10 protein-coding genes and 1 pseudogene are annotated in these 14,851 nt (G+C 75.2%); 5 read left to right on the top strand and 6 right to left on the bottom strand.

What is annotated here, in order from left to right; translation table 11 throughout:
* Positions 1-272 precede the first annotated feature (272 nt).
* Positions 273-2,327, top strand: coding sequence for a penicillin-binding transpeptidase domain-containing protein (locus IEY94_RS23320; protein WP_229783359.1), 2,055 nt, complete (start codon positions 273-275; stop codon positions 2,325-2,327).
* Between the two features lie 20 nt (positions 2,328-2,347).
* Here the strand turns inward: IEY94_RS23320 and IEY94_RS05770 are convergent.
* The 6 genes and pseudogenes from IEY94_RS05770 to IEY94_RS05745 all read right to left on the bottom strand — a co-directional run.
* Positions 2,348-3,327 (bottom strand): annotated as a pseudogene (locus tag IEY94_RS05770) (arginase family protein); the annotation flags it as partial.
* Positions 3,324-4,217 (bottom strand): tetratricopeptide repeat protein, encoded by an 894-nt coding sequence (locus IEY94_RS05765; protein WP_189169003.1) that lies wholly within the window; start codon positions 4,215-4,217, stop codon positions 3,324-3,326. The gene IEY94_RS05765 and the pseudogene IEY94_RS05770, both read right to left, overlap by 4 nt.
* 55 nt (positions 4,218-4,272) lie before the next feature.
* Positions 4,273-5,946, bottom strand: a complete 1,674-nt coding sequence (gene icmA, locus IEY94_RS05760; RefSeq protein WP_189169002.1) for a coenzyme B12-dependent isobutyryl-CoA mutase large subunit — start codon at positions 5,944-5,946, stop codon at positions 4,273-4,275.
* Positions 5,947-6,079: 133 nt separating this feature from the next.
* The gene (locus IEY94_RS05755) at positions 6,080-7,015 is read right to left on the bottom strand and encodes a hypothetical protein (RefSeq protein ID WP_189169001.1); all 936 of its coding nucleotides are present in this window, start codon (positions 7,013-7,015) and stop codon (positions 6,080-6,082) included.
* Between the two features lie 449 nt (positions 7,016-7,464).
* Positions 7,465-8,436 carry a methylmalonyl Co-A mutase-associated GTPase MeaB gene (meaB, locus tag IEY94_RS05750; protein WP_189169000.1) on the bottom strand — a complete coding sequence of 324 codons (972 nt, stop codon included), beginning with the start codon at positions 8,434-8,436 and terminating at the stop codon, positions 7,465-7,467.
* Positions 8,437-8,447: 11 nt separating this feature from the next.
* Positions 8,448-9,632 (bottom strand): acetyl-CoA C-acetyltransferase, encoded by a 1,185-nt coding sequence (locus tag IEY94_RS05745; protein WP_189168999.1) that lies wholly within the window; start codon positions 9,630-9,632, stop codon positions 8,448-8,450.
* A 128-nt stretch (positions 9,633-9,760) separates the two neighbouring features.
* On the opposite strand from IEY94_RS05745, the gene mce reads away from it, so the two are divergent.
* From mce to IEY94_RS05725, 4 genes are all read left to right on the top strand, one after another.
* Positions 9,761-10,234, top strand: coding sequence for a methylmalonyl-CoA epimerase (gene mce / locus IEY94_RS05740; protein WP_189168998.1), 474 nt, complete (start codon positions 9,761-9,763; stop codon positions 10,232-10,234).
* Positions 10,235-10,674: 440 nt separating this feature from the next.
* Positions 10,675-11,982, top strand: a complete 1,308-nt coding sequence (locus IEY94_RS05735) for a coiled-coil domain-containing protein (RefSeq protein ID WP_189168997.1) — start codon at positions 10,675-10,677, stop codon at positions 11,980-11,982.
* 98 nt (positions 11,983-12,080) lie between these two features.
* A complete protein-coding gene (locus IEY94_RS05730) occupies positions 12,081-13,529 on the top strand; it encodes a hypothetical protein (RefSeq protein WP_189168996.1) in 1,449 nt (482 codons plus the stop codon).
* Positions 13,530-13,538: 9 nt separating this feature from the next.
* Positions 13,539-14,750, top strand: coding sequence for an AI-2E family transporter (locus IEY94_RS05725; RefSeq protein ID WP_189168995.1), 1,212 nt, complete (start codon positions 13,539-13,541; stop codon positions 14,748-14,750).
* Positions 14,751-14,851: the final 101 nt, after the last annotated feature.

The raw sequence follows: 14,851 nt of genomic DNA, 5'->3' as shown, positions 1-14,851 counted from the left end.
GCCCCCGCGCGGCGCGCCGCGCGGCAGATGACCCATGCAGGATGCCGATGACCCGTACGGGACGCCGATGACCCGTGCGGGACCCGGAAAAAGGACGACGGCACCCGCCGTCCGACCGGAGAATCCCCCCACAGCCTAGGACCTCGCCGCGCCCCGTTCGCAGCCACCACGGGACACGGCACGGGGAGCCGGGCCCCCGGACAGAGTGTGGTACAGCGCCGGGTGGCCCGCATGTCGGACAATGGGGGCGTCCGAGTCCGAGGAGTGAACACATGCGCCAGGCCCGGCGATTCCACGCCGCCGCACCGTGCCCGCCCGCCCCGAACCGCCCATCCGGCGCACTCCGGCGCGCAACGGCGCTCGCCGCCGCGGCGCTGCCGGCGCTGGCGCTGCTCGCCGGCTGCGGCGACGACGGCCCGGCCGACGCGGCCGGCGCCTTCCTCGCCGGCTGGCGGGCCGGCAAGCTGGACCGGGTGGCCTTCATCCGGCCCGACGGCAGCAAGGTCGCCGCCGGCGACGTCGCCACCCAGCTCGCCGCGCTCGCCGGCGAGCTGCGCACGTCCCCGCCGACCCTGACCGCGGGCGAGCCGCGGCGCAACGAGGACGCCGCCGACGTCCCCGTCAGTGTGGACTGGCAGTTGCCCGGCGGGGCGCACTGGAAGTACGCCACGACCGTTCAGGTCAACCGGAAGAACGACGACTGGGCGGTGATCTGGAGCCCGGCCGTCGTCCACCCGGGGCTGGTCGAGGGCGAGTCGCTGGGGGTCCGGCGCAGCGCCGCCGCGCGCGGCGCGATCCTCGACGCCGCCGGGCAGCCGCTGGTCACCGCCCGGCCGGTCGTGGTCGTCGGCGTCGAGCCCGGCCGGGTGACCGACGTGAAGAAGCTGGTGCCGGCGCTGACCGCGGCGCTGCGGGCCGCCGGCACGAGCGTCGACCTGGCGAAGCTGCCGGCCGAGCTGGCGAAGGCCGACAAGGGGGCGTTCGTCGAGGTCGTCACGCTGCGCAAGGCCGACTACGAGAAGGCCCGGGCCCGGCTCCAGCCGCTGCCCGGCACGGTGTTCCGGGAGGAGCAGCGGCAGCTCGCCCCGAGCCGGACCTTCGCCCGCGCCCTGCTCGGCACCGTCGACCCCGTGCAGCGCGACGACATGGTGGCCCGGCCGGACGCGTACGAGATCGGCGACCAGGTGGGGCACGGCGGCCTGCAGGGCCGGTACGAGGACCGGCTGCGGGGCACCCCCGGCCAGCGGGTCGTCGCGGTCAGCAAGACCCCGGACGGCACGCCGCAGGCGCGCGACCTGCACACCGTCGAGCCGGCCGCCGGGCAGCCGGTGAAGACCACGCTCGACCCGCGGGTGCAGGGCGCCGCCGACGCGGCGCTCGCCGGGGTGAAGCAGCGCGGCGCGCTGGTCGCGGTCCGGGTGACCGACGGGGCCGTGCTCGCCGCCGCGAACGGGCCCGACGGCGGCGCGGTGAACCTGGCCTTCACCGCTCGGGTGCCGCCGGGCTCGACGTTCAAGATGATCAGCGCGCTGGGCCTGCTGGACAGCGGCGCGGTCACCCCGGCCACGCCCGTGGCCTGCCCGCGCACGGCCAGCGCCGGCGGGCGGTCGTTCCGCAACGCCAACAACTTCGCCCTCGGTACCGTGCCGTTCCGGGTCGACTTCGCGAAGTCGTGCAACACGGCGTTCGCCGCCCTGGCCCCGAAGCTCGGCGCCGCCGGCCTCGCCGACGCCGCCGCCCGGGTCGGGGTGGGCGCCCGCTGGGACGTCGGCCTGGAGGCCGACACCGGCACCGTCTCCCGCGACGGTGACGCCGCCGAGCGGGCCGCCGCGGCGTTCGGCCAGGGCCGGACGGTGGTCAGCCCGCTGGCGATGGCGGCGGCCACGGCGGCCGTGGCGCGCGGGCGGTGGCGCACGCCGGGCCTGGTCCTGGACCCGCTGCCGAACAACGCGGCGCCGCAGACCCCGGCCGCGCCGACCGCGGGCGCGTCGGCCGCCGGCACCACCGCGCCGCCGCCGGCGGCCCCGCCGCCGACCGGCGAGGCCGCGCCGCTGTCGGCCACGTCGATCCGGGCGCTGCACGACATGATGCGCGAGGTGGTCACCGCCGGCACGGCGACCGCGCTGGCCGGGGTGCCCGGCGGCCCGGTGTACGGCAAGACGGGGACCGCGGAGTACGACAACAACCCGGCGCACACCCACGCCTGGTTCGTCGGCTGGCGCGGGGACGTGGCGATCGCGGTGTTCGTGGAGCAGGGCGGCGGCAGCGGGGCGACGGCGGTGCCGATCGCGGCCCGGTTCCTGACCGCGACGGCCCCGCGCCGCTGACCGCCGGCCGTGGCCGGGGTCAGCCGGCCGTGGCCGGGGTGGTCGCCGGCGGCGCGGCCGGCTGGGTCGGCAGCGCCGGGCGCAGCGAGGCCAGGCCGGCGGACAGCGTGGTGACCAGCTCGCTGGCGTGGTCGCCGTCGGCGTCGTAGTCCGGGTCGAAGACCGTGAGCTGCATGCCCAGGCAGTGCGGCGTGTCCACCAGCCCGACCAGCAGCGACTCCAGTTCGGCCAGCGCGATCCCGCCCGGCTCCGGCGCGTCCACCGCCGGCATCACCGCCGGGTCGAGGACGTCCACGTCGACGTGCAGCCAGTACCCGGCGCAGTCGGCGAGCTGCTCGCGCGCCCACTGGGCGCTGCGCGCCGCGCCCTCGGTCCGCAACTGCGGCACCTGCCGGTGCACGATCCCGGCGGCCTGCAGGTCCAGCCGGTAGTCGTCGTGCGCGCGCAGGCCGAGGACGGCGACGTCCACGTCCCGGAAGTACGGCCGGCGGCCCTCGATCGCCGCCAGGTCGCCCTGCCCCCGCCCGGTGGCCAGGGCGAGCACCTCGCCGGCGGCGGCCCCCACGTACGCGGCGTTGCCGGGGTGCCGGAAGTCGGAGTGGGCGTCGAGGTAGATCAGCCCGACCCGGCCGCCGACCGCCTCGCCGAGCCGGTGCATGGCCAGCGCGGCGCCGAGCAGGATCGCGCAGTCGCCGCCGAGGACGAGCGGGAACTCGTCCGCGTCGACGATCGCGCCGATCCGCTCGGCGAGCCGGCGGGTGTACCCGGCGAGCTGCGGGGCGTGCGCGGCGCCGTCGCCGGGCCGCCAGTCGCCGGGGTCGTACCGGGGCGGGGTGAGGCAGCCGGCGTCGCGGGCGCCGAGCCGGGCCAGCAGGTCGTGGTCGCGCAGCGCCCCCGGCGCCTTGGCGCAGCCGGGCACCGAGGCCGCCGTGGGGGGCCGCAGGCCCAGGTTGGACGGCGCGTCGAGCACCGCGATCCGACGCACCGCCGCCCCGCTCAGAACAGCGCGCTGGCGAGCGCGCGGCGGGCCGCGGCGACGGCGGGGTCGTCCGGCGCGGCGACGGCGAACAGGGCGACGAGCCGCTCCCGGACCGCCTCGCGCTGCTCGCCGGCGGTCCGCCGGACCAGCGCGACGAGCCGGGCGTACCCGCGCTCGGCGAGGCCGGAGAGCACCTCGACGTCGGCGGCGACGAGTTGGGCGGCGACGTCCGCCGGCGCGGCGTCGGCGGCGGCGATGGCCGCGGCCGGGTCGCCGACCCCGACGACCCGCCGGGTCAGCTCGACCTGGGCCAGCCCGGCGAGCGCGGCCGGGTCGTTCGGCGTCTCGTTGAGGATCCGCCGGTACGCCGCCTCGGCCTCGTCCAGGTCGCCGGTGGTGAGCGCGTCGTCGGCGGCGTCCAGCCGCGGGTCGACGGGCTCCTCGACCTCGACGCCGCCGGCCTTGAGCAGCGCGCCGAGCCACTGCCGGAGCTGCGCCTCGGGCACCACCCCGGAGAACGCGTCGACCGGCTGGCCGCCGACGATGCCGATGACCATGGGGATGCCCTGGATCCGGAAGAGCTGGGCCAGCCGCGGGTTGGCGTCGACGTCGACCTTGGCCAGCACCCAGTCGCCGCCGGCCTCGACGGCGAGCTTCTCCAGGACCGGGGAGAGCTGCTTGCACGGCTCGCACCACTCGGCCCAGAAGTCGACGACGACCGGGGTGGTCAGCGAGCGTTCGAGCACCTCGGCCTGGAAGGTGGCCTCGGTGACATCGATGACGGCCGCGCCGGCGGCGCCGGGGCGGGGGGCCGCGGGCGCGGCCGGCGGGGGCGTCGCCGGCCGCCGCAGGGCGCTGAGGTCGACCGCGCCGCGGGTGAAGATCGATGGGGAGGTACGTGGGTCGCTCATGGTTGTCCAGTCTGGCACGGCGTGGCGCGGTTCCGGGGTCGGCACCCGGCGGGTGTCAGAAGCGGGCGGGCTCGCGGTACACCCCCCACTCGCCCCGCAGCGCGTCGCAGATCTCGCCCATGGACGCCTCGGCCCGGGCGGCGTCGAGCATGGCCGGGATCATGTTGCCCGTACCCCGGGAGACCTCGACCAGCGCGGCCAGCGCGGCCCGGACGGCGGCGCCGTCGCGGGCGGCCTTGCGCTTGCCGAGCAGCTCCTTCTGGACCAGCTCGACCTCGTGCGAGATGCGCAGGATCTCCAGGTCCTTGGCGACGGTGGTGGTGTGGCAGTTCACGCCGACGATCCGCTTGTCGCCCTTCTCCAACGCCTGCTGGTGGGTGAAGGCGGAGTCGGCGATCTGGCCGGTGAAGTACCCGTCCTCGATGCCGCGCAGGATGCCCTGCGTGATGCTGCCGTCGCTGCCCAGCGAGCGGATCTTGGCGAAGATGGCCTCGGCCTCGGCCTCGATCCGGTCGGTGAGCGCCTCGACGTACCAGGAGCCGCCGAGCGGGTCGGCGACGTTGGTGACGCCGGTCTCCTCCATCAGCACCTGCTGGGTGCGCAGGGCGATCTCGGCGGACTCGTCGGTCGGCAGGGCCAGCGTCTCGTCCAGGGCGTTGGTGTGCAGCGAGTTGGTGCCGCCGAGGACGGCGGCGAGCGCCTCGACCGCGGTCCGGACGACGTTGTTGACCGGCTGCTGCGCGGTCAGCGAGACGCCGGCGGTCTGGGTGTGGAAGCGCAGCCAGAGGGCCTTCTCGCTGGTGGCGCCGTACTTCTCCTTCAGCCAGCGGGCCCAGATCCGGCGGGCGGCGCGGAACTTCGCGATCTCCTCGAAGAAGTCCACGTGCGAGTCGAAGAAGAAGCTCAGGCCGGGGGCGAAGACGTTGACGTCCAGGCCGCGGGACAGGCCCAGCTCGACGTACCCGAAGCCGTCGGCGAGGGTGTACGCCAGCTCCTGCGCGGCCGTGGCCCCGGCCTCGCGGATGTGGTACCCGGAGACCGACAGCGGCTTGTACCGCGGGATGTTGCGGGCGCAGTACTCCATCAGGTCGCCGATGAGGCGCAGGTGCGGCTCGGGCGCGAACAGCCACTCCTTCTGCGCGATGTACTCCTTGAAGATGTCGGTCTGGAGCGTGCCGTCGAGCTTGGTGATGTCGGCGCCCTGCCGCTCGGCGGCGACCAGGTACATGCAGAAGGCCGGCACCGCCGGCCCGGAGATCGTCATCGACGTGGTGGTGCCCTGCAGGTCGATGCCGTCGAACAGCACGTCCATGTCGGCGGCGGAGTCGATGGCCACGCCGCAGTGGCCGACCTCGCCGAGCGCGTGCGGGTCGTCGGAGTCGCGGCCCATCAGGGTGGGCATGTCGAACGCGACGCTCAGCCCGCCGCCGCCGGCGGCGAGGATCATCTTGTACCGCTCGTTGGTCTGCTGGGCATTGCCGAAGCCGGCGAACTGCCGGATCGTCCAGCGCCGGCCGCGGTAGCCGGTCGGGTACAGGCCGCGGGTGTACGGGTACTCCCCCGGCCAGCCGATCCGGTCGAAGCCCGGCACGTCGGCGCCCTCCGGCGGGCCATACAGCGGCTCGACCGCCATGCCGGACAGCGTGGTGAAGTCCGCGTCCCGCTTCTGTGCGGCGTCGTAGCGGGCCTGCCAGCGGGCCCGGCCAGCGGCGATCTCGTCGGCGTTCATGCACGGCTCCTTCTCTTTGCCCCGAGTCTAGTCAGGGCGGGCCGCGTTCGGGGTGGCCGGCGGCGGCCGGCGCAGTGCCCCCGGCCGTCGGCCGGGGGCACTGCGGTCGATCACCGGGCGGTGGCCCGCCGGGTCAGCGCCGGTCCCCGTCGAAGGTGGCGTCGAAGGAGATGCCGGGCAGCCCCGTACCGGACATCGGGTGCGTGGCCACGTCGCCGAGGGTGATGCCCTCGGAGGCGACCAGGTGCTGCAGGCCCTTGCCGGCGGTGGTGTAGTCGTCGGCGACGTCGGTCAGGCAGTCGCCCATGCCGTCGGCGCGGAGGTTGAACGTGCCCGCGGCCATGATCGGGTAGTCGGTCTTCCCGGCCACCCGGTCCATGATCGACCCCACGAGCTGCTTGCACTGGGCGTTGGCGACCTTGCGGTCCTTCGCCGCGAGCTGGACGCCGCAGGTGAAGTACCCGCCCTCGCGGGAGACGACCTGCGAGCAGTGCGCGATCCGGCGCTCGTCGCCGGCGGCCTGCTTGTCGAACGGGAACGCCCAGGAGTTGTAGCTGGTCATGTCGGCCAGCGTGTCGATCACGGCCGAGCCGTAGTGGCCGCCGGTGGCGCAGGTGATGTGGTGCCCGTCCGCCCGGCTGATCGGGGCGAACGCCCAGTGCGTGTGCCGGCCGGGGTGGGTCGTCCGCATGGCGTTGAACAGCGTGTCGACGTCGGACCGGCACGCCTCGTTCAGCGTCAGCGCGACCGGCTTCAGCTCCTTGACCAGCGCGACGGTGGCGGGCACGGACTTGCCCTTGTCGTAGCAGTCCTCGTCGTAGCCGCTGTTGCAGAGGTTGACCTGCAGCACCGTGCCATCCTCGGCCGCGGTCGCGGGGGCCGCCGGCGCCAGCGGGCCGGCGGCGCCGCTGAGCGAGGTGGTCGGCGCCGCCGGGGCGGCGAGGGCCGCCGCCGGGGCGGCGAGGGTGCCCGCGGCGAGGCCGGCGGCCGCGGCGAGGGCGACGGAGAAGCGGACGATGGTGGTACGCGGGGTGCGCGTGAGCGCCCGCGTCGGGCCGTGTGAGGGCATGCAGTCCCGTCCTTCGAACGAAAGGTGTGTGAGGGATGCCGAGCGGCGGCGGTCCCGGTGCAGCCGGGGATGGCGCGCGCCGCCGATCGGGGTGCGCCGCGGCGGTACGGGTACCGTCCGCGGCGGCATTCACGTGTTATTCGGTTGTCCAGCACCCGAAAACGGTCCATTGGGCACCATTGGCCAGGCCGCATTCACGGTCTTCTGTGAACGCGTCGCTGCGGGTGGGAACGTACCGGCATGACAACACTCGGTCCATGGATGGCCCATCCATGGACCGCTTTGTCGGTTTGGCGACGCAAATTTGTCAAATCAAGGATGCCGCCGCCGGCACCCCCGGATCCCGCCGCGTGAATACACTCCGTGAACGATGAGTGGTAAATAACTGGCAACTGTCAAACAGTTGACAGCCGGGTGTGCACACACGTGCGGTGCGGTGGAATGCGCGGTCAGTGACCGAGGCGGTCCAGCAGGGTGGCCGCCGCCGCGTACGGGTCCAGCCGGCCCGCGGCCACGTCCGCGGCCAGCGCCTCCAGGCCCGCGCCCGGGCGCAGCCCGCCGATCCGCGCCCGCAGCGTGCCCAGCGCGATCGCCTCGATCTCCGCGGCGGCCCGGCGCTCGCGGCGGCGGCCGGCCTCGCCGGTCTCGACCAGCCACGCCCGGTGCTTGCCGATCGCCGCGACGACGTCCTCGACGCCCTCGCCGCGCAGCGCGACCGCGCGGACCACCAGCGGCCGCCACTGGCCGGCCGACCGCTCGCCGAGGGCGATCATGCCCTGGGTGTCCCGGTACGTGGCGTCGGCGCCGTCCCGGTCGGCCTTGTTGATGACGAACACGTCGGCGATCTCCAGGATGCCGGCCTTGACCGCCTGGATCGCGTCGCCCATGCCCGGCGCGAGCAGCACCAGCGTCGTGTCGGCCAGGCTGGCCACCTCGACCTCGGCTTGCCCGACGCCGACGGTCTCCACCAGGACGACGTCGCAGCCGGCGCCCTCCAGCACCCGGACGGCCTGCGGCGTCGCCGCCGACAGCCCGCCCAGGTGCCCGCGGCTGGACATCGACCGGATGTAGACGCCGGCGTCGGTGGCGTGGTCCTGCATCCGGACCCGGTCGCCGAGGATTGCCCCGCCGGTGAACGGGCTGGACGGGTCGACGGCCAGCACGCCGACCCGGTGGCCCTGCTCGCGGAACGCGCGGACCAGCTCGTTGGTGGTGGTCGACTTGCCCACGCCGGGCGACCCGGTGAGCCCGATCACCTGCGCGCCGCCCACGTGCGGGGCGAGCGCGCCGGCGATCTCCGGCAGCAGCGGGTCGCCGTTCTCCACCAGGGTGAGCAGCCGCGCGACCGCGCGCGGGTCACCGTCCCGCGCCAGCGCGACGAGCCGCCCGATGTCCCGGGAGCGCCGGAGCGAGCCGGTCATCCGCGTCCCCCTCAGGCGTTCGGGACCCGCAGCAGCAGGGCGTCGCCCTGGCCGCCGCCGCCGCACAGCGCCGCCGCGCCGAGGCCGCCGCCGCGGCGCTTCAGCTCCAGCGCCAGGGTCAGCGCCAGCCGGGCGCCGGACATGCCGATGGGGTGGCCGAGGGCGATCGCGCCGCCGTTCGGGTTGACCCGCTCCGGGTCGACGCCGAGCTGCGCGGTCGAGGCGATGCCGACCGCGGCGAACGCCTCGTTGATCTCGATCACGTCGAGGTCGCCGACCGCCAGGCCGGCCTTGCCCAGCGCGTGCTCGATCGCGTTGGCCGGCTGGTGGTGCAGGGAGTTGTCCGGGCCGGCGACGTTGCCGTGGGCGACGATCTCGGCCAGGTACGGCAGGCCCAGCTCCTCGGCGGTCGCCTTGCGCATCACCACGACCGCGCAGGCGCCGTCGGAGATCGGCGAGGCGCTGCCGGCGGTGATCGTGCCGTCCCCGGCGAACGCCGGGCGCAGCTTGGCCAGGCCGTCGGCGGTGGTGTCCGGGCGGATGCCCTCGTCCTCGCTCACCACGACCGGGTCGCCCTTGCGCTGCGGGATCTCCACCGGGGCGATCTCCTCGGCGAAGTGGCCGTTCTTCTGCGCGGCGGCGGCGCGCTGGTGGCTCGCGGCGGCGAACTCGTCCTGCGCCCGGCGGCTGATGTTCAGCTTCGCGCCGGTCCGCTCGGTGGACTCGCCCATCGAGATGCCGTCGTACGCGTCGGTGAGGCCGTCGAGGGCCATGTGGTCGCGGACCGTGACGTCGCCGTACTTGTACCCGGTCCGCTGGCCGAGCAGCAGGTGCGGGGCGTTGGTCATCGACTCCATGCCGCCGGCCACGACGATGTCGACCTCGCCGGCGCGGATGAGCTGGTCGGCCAGGGCGATCGCGTCCAGGCCGGACAGGCAGACCTTGTTGATCGTCAACGCCGGCACGGCCATCGGGATGCCGGCCTTGATCGCCGCCTGCCGGGCCGGGATCTGGCCGGCGCCGGCCTGGAGCACCTGACCCATGATCACGTACTGCACGCGGTCCGCCGGGACGCCCGCGCGCGCCAGCGCGGCCCGGATCGCCACCGCGCCCAGCTCGGTGGCCGGGAAGCTCTTGAGGTTGCCCAGCAGCCGACCCATCGGGGTCCGCGCGCCGCCAACGATCACCGAGGTCATGGTCCTCCACCCTCCGAAGCACTGCCCGATCCGCGCCCCACCGGCCACGGTGGCCCCGGGGTGGGCGCCGCGGCGACCCGGGGCGGGGTCGCGGCGCGCCCTAACGCTGGTTCAGCCAGACTATCCCCATGGCGAACCCCGACCCGCACCCCGCCCCGCCGCCGGCGCCGCTGCCGGCCGACGTCGGCATCCGGCGCGTCGACCACGTCGGCCTGGCCGTACCGGATCTCGATGCGGCCATCGACTTCCACGAGCGGGTCCTCGGCCTGCGCTGCGTGCACCGCGAGGTCAACGAGGAGCAGGGCGTGGCCGAGGCGATGCTCGCCGCCGGCGACGGGTCGACGGCGGTCCAGCTCCTCGCGCCGCTCGGGCCGGAGAGCACGATCGCCCGGTTCCTGGACCGGCGCGGGCCGGGGTTGCAGCAGCTCGCGTACACCGTGGCGGACGTCGACGCGGCCTGCGCCGTGCTGCGCGGCCGCGGCGTGCGGCTGCTCTACGACGCGCCGCGGCGCGGGACCGGCGGGTCGCGGATCAACTTCGTCCACCCGGCCGACGCGGGCGGCGTCCTGGTCGAGCTGGTGGAGCCGGCCGCCGGCCACTGAGCCGGGCCGCTCGCCGAGCCGGGTCGGCGAGCGGGCAGGGCCGGGCGGTGGGGCGGGTCGGCCATGGACGGGTCGGCCGGCGGTCGGGCCGGCGGCGGGGCGCGACACCCGATCGCCTGTCGCGCCGACTACCCCGGCCGGTGGACATCGCCGCCGGCGCGCGGGGAGGCGCACCGGCGGTCCGCCCGCGCGGGCGCGGACCACGCCGGACGGACAGTATGTTTCGTCCGATAATGTCCGGAGTGGATGACGGCGGCGGCGCGCCGCTGGCAGCCGGCGCCGCGACCGCCCGGCGCGCCGCCGGCGACGGTGGCGCAAACCGCGCTCGCGCTGGCCGAACGCGCCGGTCCGGGGCAGTCGGCGGATGGTTGTCAACTGTCGATGAATGCCCCGTTATCGACTCTTGCGGAGCCCCCCGGGGCGTCTGCGACGATGTGGCAATGGCCCAGCAGGATTCGTCCATCGCCTTCTTCGACAACAGCAACGAGGACCAGTACTTCACGGTGGTCCTGCGCGGCTATGACCGGCAGCAGGTCGACAACCACCTGCAGCGGCTCAACGCTGCGCTCGACCAATCGAAGCAGGCGCGGGCCGAGGCCGAGCAGCGGATGAACGACGCCCAGCGCCGGTTGCGCCAGACCGAGCAGCGGGTGGGCGCGGTCGAGCAGAAGCTCGCCGACAGCCAGAAGCAGCTCGAGGAGAACAACCGGCCGACGCTGGCCGGGCTGGGCACCCGCGTCGAGCAGATCCTGCGGCTGGCCGAGGAGCAGGCCAACGACCACCGGGCCGAGGCCAAGCGGGAGGCCGAGGGCATCCTGTCGGCCGCCAAGCTGGAGGCCCGGGAGATCACCGACAAGGCCCGGTCCGAGTCCACCGGCATGAAGGCCGCGATCGAGCGCGAGGTCGGCAACCTGCGCACCGCCGCCGAGCGCGAGGCCGCCGAGACCCGGGTCCAGGCCCGGCGCGAGGCCGACACGCTGCGGGCCGACGCCGACCGCGAGACCAAGCAACTGCGGACGGTCACCACGCACGAGGTCGCCGAGCTGAAGTCGACCTCCGAGCGCGAGGTCGCCACCATGCGGGCCACCGCCGAGCGCGAGGTCACCCAGCAGCGGGCCAAGGCGTCCCGGGAGGCCGAGGAGAAGCGGGCCGAGGCCAGCAAGATCCTCGCCGAGGCGCGGGAGAAGCGGGACAAGGACCTGCAGGCGCTGGCGCTGGAGATCGCCGAGCGCAACGAGCGGGCCGAGAACGAGGAGTCGCAGCGGCACGCCGCCCAGGTGGCCGCCACCCAGAAGCTCGTCGCCGAGGCCGAGGGCCGGGCCCGGTCGGCCGACGAGCGGGCGAAGGAGACGGAGAAGAAGGCCGAGACCCGCCGCCAGGAGTCGGAGCGGACCGCCGCCGAGACCGTGGACAAGGCCAAGGCGCTCGCCGACAAGACCGTCACCGAGGCCCGGGCCGAGTCCCAGCGGGTGATGAGCGAGGCCCGGACCGAGGCGGAGATCACCCTGCAGGCCGCCCGCCGCGAGGTGGAGGACCTCACCCGCCAGAAGGAGGTCGTCACCGCCCAACTGGGTCAGATGCTCTCCGGGCTGGCCGGTATCGTGCCGACGGTCGGGGCGCCGGCCGACGGCGCAGCGACAAAGTCGGCGCCGAAGGGTGACGCGGACAAGTCCGGCACGGCAGAATCGGGGAGCGTCGCCGCCGGCGGCGACTCCCGGCCGCCCAAGCAGGCAGCGAAGACCAGCTAGTCCCGCGCCACGGCGGGGGCTGGCACTCAGCCAGCGGGCGGCCCGGCGCGGGGTGGTGATCCTCAGCGCGCCGGGCCGCCACATGAAAAGATGTGAGCATGGTGCAGCACGGCGCAGAGTTCTTCCCCCTAGATGACGGCGCCTCCGAGCCCGCCTTCGACTTCGCCCTCCGCGGGTACGACCGGCGCCAGGTGGAGCGCTTCGTCGCCCAGGTGGACGCCGAGAAGGCCACCCTGAGCACCGAGTGCGAGCAGGCGTACGCCCAGGTCCAGGCCATGGCCGGGCAGATCGACCAGCTCCAGAACGAACTTGTCGAGGCCCGTCGCCGCGCCGCCACCCCGGAGAAGGTCTCGTTCCGCCACCTCGGCCCCCGGGTCGAGCAGATCCTCGGGCTCGCCGAGGAGCAGGCCGACCAGCTCCGCACCGAGGCCGCCCGGGAGGTCGAGCAGCTCCGCCGGGCCGCCGACGTGGCGCTCAGCGACGCCCAGGAGAAAGCGCAGACCGCCGTCCGGGACTTCGAGGTCGCGCTGGCCGCCCGCCGGGCCGAGGAGGACAAGGTCGACGCCGAGCGGGAGAAGTCCCGCCAGGCCAAGGTCGCCGAGGTCCAGCGGCAGTGCGACGAGCTGCGCGCCGCGGCCGCCCGGGAGGCGGCCAAGACCCGGGAGGCGGCCGAGCGGCTGACCGCCGAGGCGGGGGCCGAGGCCGAGCGGGTGCTCGGTACGGCGCGGGCCGAGGCCCACCAGCTCACCGAGGCCGCCACCGCCCGGGTCGGCACCACCCGGGCGGAACTGGAGGCGCACGTGCAGAGCGTCCGGGCGCAGCTCCAGCAGGAGACCACCCAGCAGCGGGCCGCGCTGGAGCAGGACCTCACCAAGCGGCGGACGCAGGCCGAGCAGGAGCTGGCCAAGCGCCGGACCGCGCTCGAGCAGGAGATCGCCGCCCGGCGCAGCCAGGCCGAGCAGGAGCTGCGCGGCCAGGTGGCCAAGGTCGAGCAGGAGATCAACCACCGGCGCAGCGAGGCGGACGGGTACGCGGTGAAGGTCCGCGGCGAGGCCGAGGACCAGATGCAGCGCGCCCGCGAGCGGATCGGCGGCCTGCAGGCCGAGCTGACCCGCGCGCACGAGCGGCTGGCGGAGGTCGAGCAGCGCACCGGCGAGACCCGCAAGGACCTCGTCGCCGGGCAGCAGCGGCTCGCCCACCTGGAGGAGCGGATGGCCGCGGCGATGGGCCGGGTCCGCGAGGCCGAGCAGCGGGCGGGCGCCGAGCCCGGCACCGCGCCGGCAGCCCGGACCGCCCCCGCGGCCGACCAGCCGCGGGCGAACGGCGCCGAGCCGGCGCGGGCCGACGCGGGCCGCCCGGCCGAGCGGCCACGCCCCGCCGAGGAGCCGCGTCCGGCCGCCCGGCCGGGCGGCCGGCCCGAGGACGGCCCGCGGCCCGCCCAGGCCGGCAACGCCGGTCCCCGCCCCGCGGGCGGCGCGCCGGCCCGCCCGGCGGGCCAGGAGGGCAAGCCCGCCCGCGAGCAGCCGGTCGGCGCGGACGCGGACTGACGTCGGCCGATGGCGGAGCCGCGGAAGGACGACGACCCGCCGGCGGATCCGCCGGCGACCGGTTCCGCTCCCGCGGACGCGCCCGGCGACGGGCCGACCGATGGGCCGGGTGACGCCCCGGCGATGCCCGCGCGGGCGGCCGCGACCACCGAGGGCTCGTACACCGACGACCGGGCCCCGTTCGGCACGCCGGGCCGGCCGCTGGCCCGCAGCCCGTTCGTCTTCGGCTTCGTCTTCGCCCTCGGCGCGCTGGCCGCGTTCATGCTGTTCCGGGCGCTCAGCGACGCCGCCGGGATGCTGGTCCTGGTGTTCAGCGCGCTGTTCCTCGCGATCGGGCTGAACCCGGCCGTCGAGGCACTCCAGCGGCTGCGGATGCGGCGCGGGTTCGCGGTGCTGATCGTGGCGCTGGCGGTGCTGGCGCTGTTCGCCGGCGGGCTGCTGGCGCTGGTCCCGCCGCTGGTGCACCAGTCCAAGGAGTTCGCGACCCAGCTCCCGCAGTACATCGAGTCGCTCAACCGCAGCGAGACGCTGCGCGACCTGAACGCCCGGTACCAGCTCATCGACAAGCTGCGCACCGCGGCGACCGCCGACCGGCTGTCGAACCTGGCCGGCGGGATCGTCGGCGGCGCCGGGGTGGTGTTCGGGACGGTCTTCAAGGTGCTGACGGTGTCGGTGCTGACGCTGTACTTCATGGCGGCGTTCAACCGGCTGCGGGCCCGGGCGTACCAGCTCGTGCCGGCCTCGCGCCGGGACCGGGTGAGCAAGCTCAGCGACGCGGTGCTGGCCAAGGTGGGCGCGTACCTGGTCGGGGCGCTGTCGATCGCGCTGCTGGCCGGGGTGACCACGTTCATCTTCCTGCGGGCCGTGGGGGTCGAGTACGCGTTCGCGCTGGCGTTCGTGGTGGCGGTGTGCGACCTGATCCCGCAGATCGGGGCGACGCTGGGCGCGGTCGTGGTCAGCCTGGCCGGTTTCGCCACGTCCGTCCCGGTCGGCATCGCGTGCCTGGTGTTCTTCCTGGTGTACCAGCAGATCGAGAACTACCTGATCTACCCCAAGGTGATGCGCCGCTCGGTGAAGGTCAGCGACCTCGCCGCGATCATCGCGGCGCTGACCGGGGTGGCGCTGTTCGGGGTACTCGGCGCGCTGGTGGCGATCCCGGCGGTGGCCGCGCTCCAGTTGATCGTCGACGAGGTCGTCGTCCCGCGCCAGCAGCGGCACTGATCGCCGTCGACTAGGTCTGACATTTCGGGCGGCGTACGAGGGTTGGCGCGGGCCGGGGGCGGGTAGCCGCAGGAGGCGATGCCCGCACGCTCGGAGGTGCC

The organism is Pilimelia anulata (assembly GCF_014647895.1).
Classification (GTDB): domain Bacteria; phylum Actinomycetota; class Actinomycetes; order Mycobacteriales; family Micromonosporaceae; genus Pilimelia; species Pilimelia anulata.
This window is presented reverse-complemented; position numbering and strand designations above follow the sequence as displayed.

Excerpts from the sequence above, each read along its gene's own strand:
- IEY94_RS23320 (WP_229783359.1), top strand. The coding sequence starts at position 273 with ATGCGCCAGGCCCGGCGATTCCACGCCGCCGCACCGTGCCCGCCCGCC.
- IEY94_RS05765 (WP_189169003.1), bottom strand. The coding sequence starts at position 4,217 with ATGAGCGACCCACGTACCTCCCCATCGATCTTCACCCGCGGCGCGGTC.
- icmA (WP_189169002.1), bottom strand. The coding sequence starts at position 5,946 with ATGAACGCCGACGAGATCGCCGCTGGCCGGGCCCGCTGGCAGGCCCGC.
- IEY94_RS05755 (WP_189169001.1), bottom strand. The coding sequence starts at position 7,015 with ATGCCCTCACACGGCCCGACGCGGGCGCTCACGCGCACCCCGCGTACC.
- meaB (WP_189169000.1), bottom strand. The coding sequence starts at position 8,436 with ATGACCGGCTCGCTCCGGCGCTCCCGGGACATCGGGCGGCTCGTCGCG.
- IEY94_RS05745 (WP_189168999.1), bottom strand. The coding sequence starts at position 9,632 with ATGACCTCGGTGATCGTTGGCGGCGCGCGGACCCCGATGGGTCGGCTG.
- mce (WP_189168998.1), top strand. The coding sequence starts at position 9,761 with ATGGCGAACCCCGACCCGCACCCCGCCCCGCCGCCGGCGCCGCTGCCG.
- IEY94_RS05735 (WP_189168997.1), top strand. The coding sequence starts at position 10,675 with ATGGCCCAGCAGGATTCGTCCATCGCCTTCTTCGACAACAGCAACGAG.
- IEY94_RS05730 (WP_189168996.1), top strand. The coding sequence starts at position 12,081 with ATGGTGCAGCACGGCGCAGAGTTCTTCCCCCTAGATGACGGCGCCTCC.
- IEY94_RS05725 (WP_189168995.1), top strand. The coding sequence starts at position 13,539 with ATGGCGGAGCCGCGGAAGGACGACGACCCGCCGGCGGATCCGCCGGCG.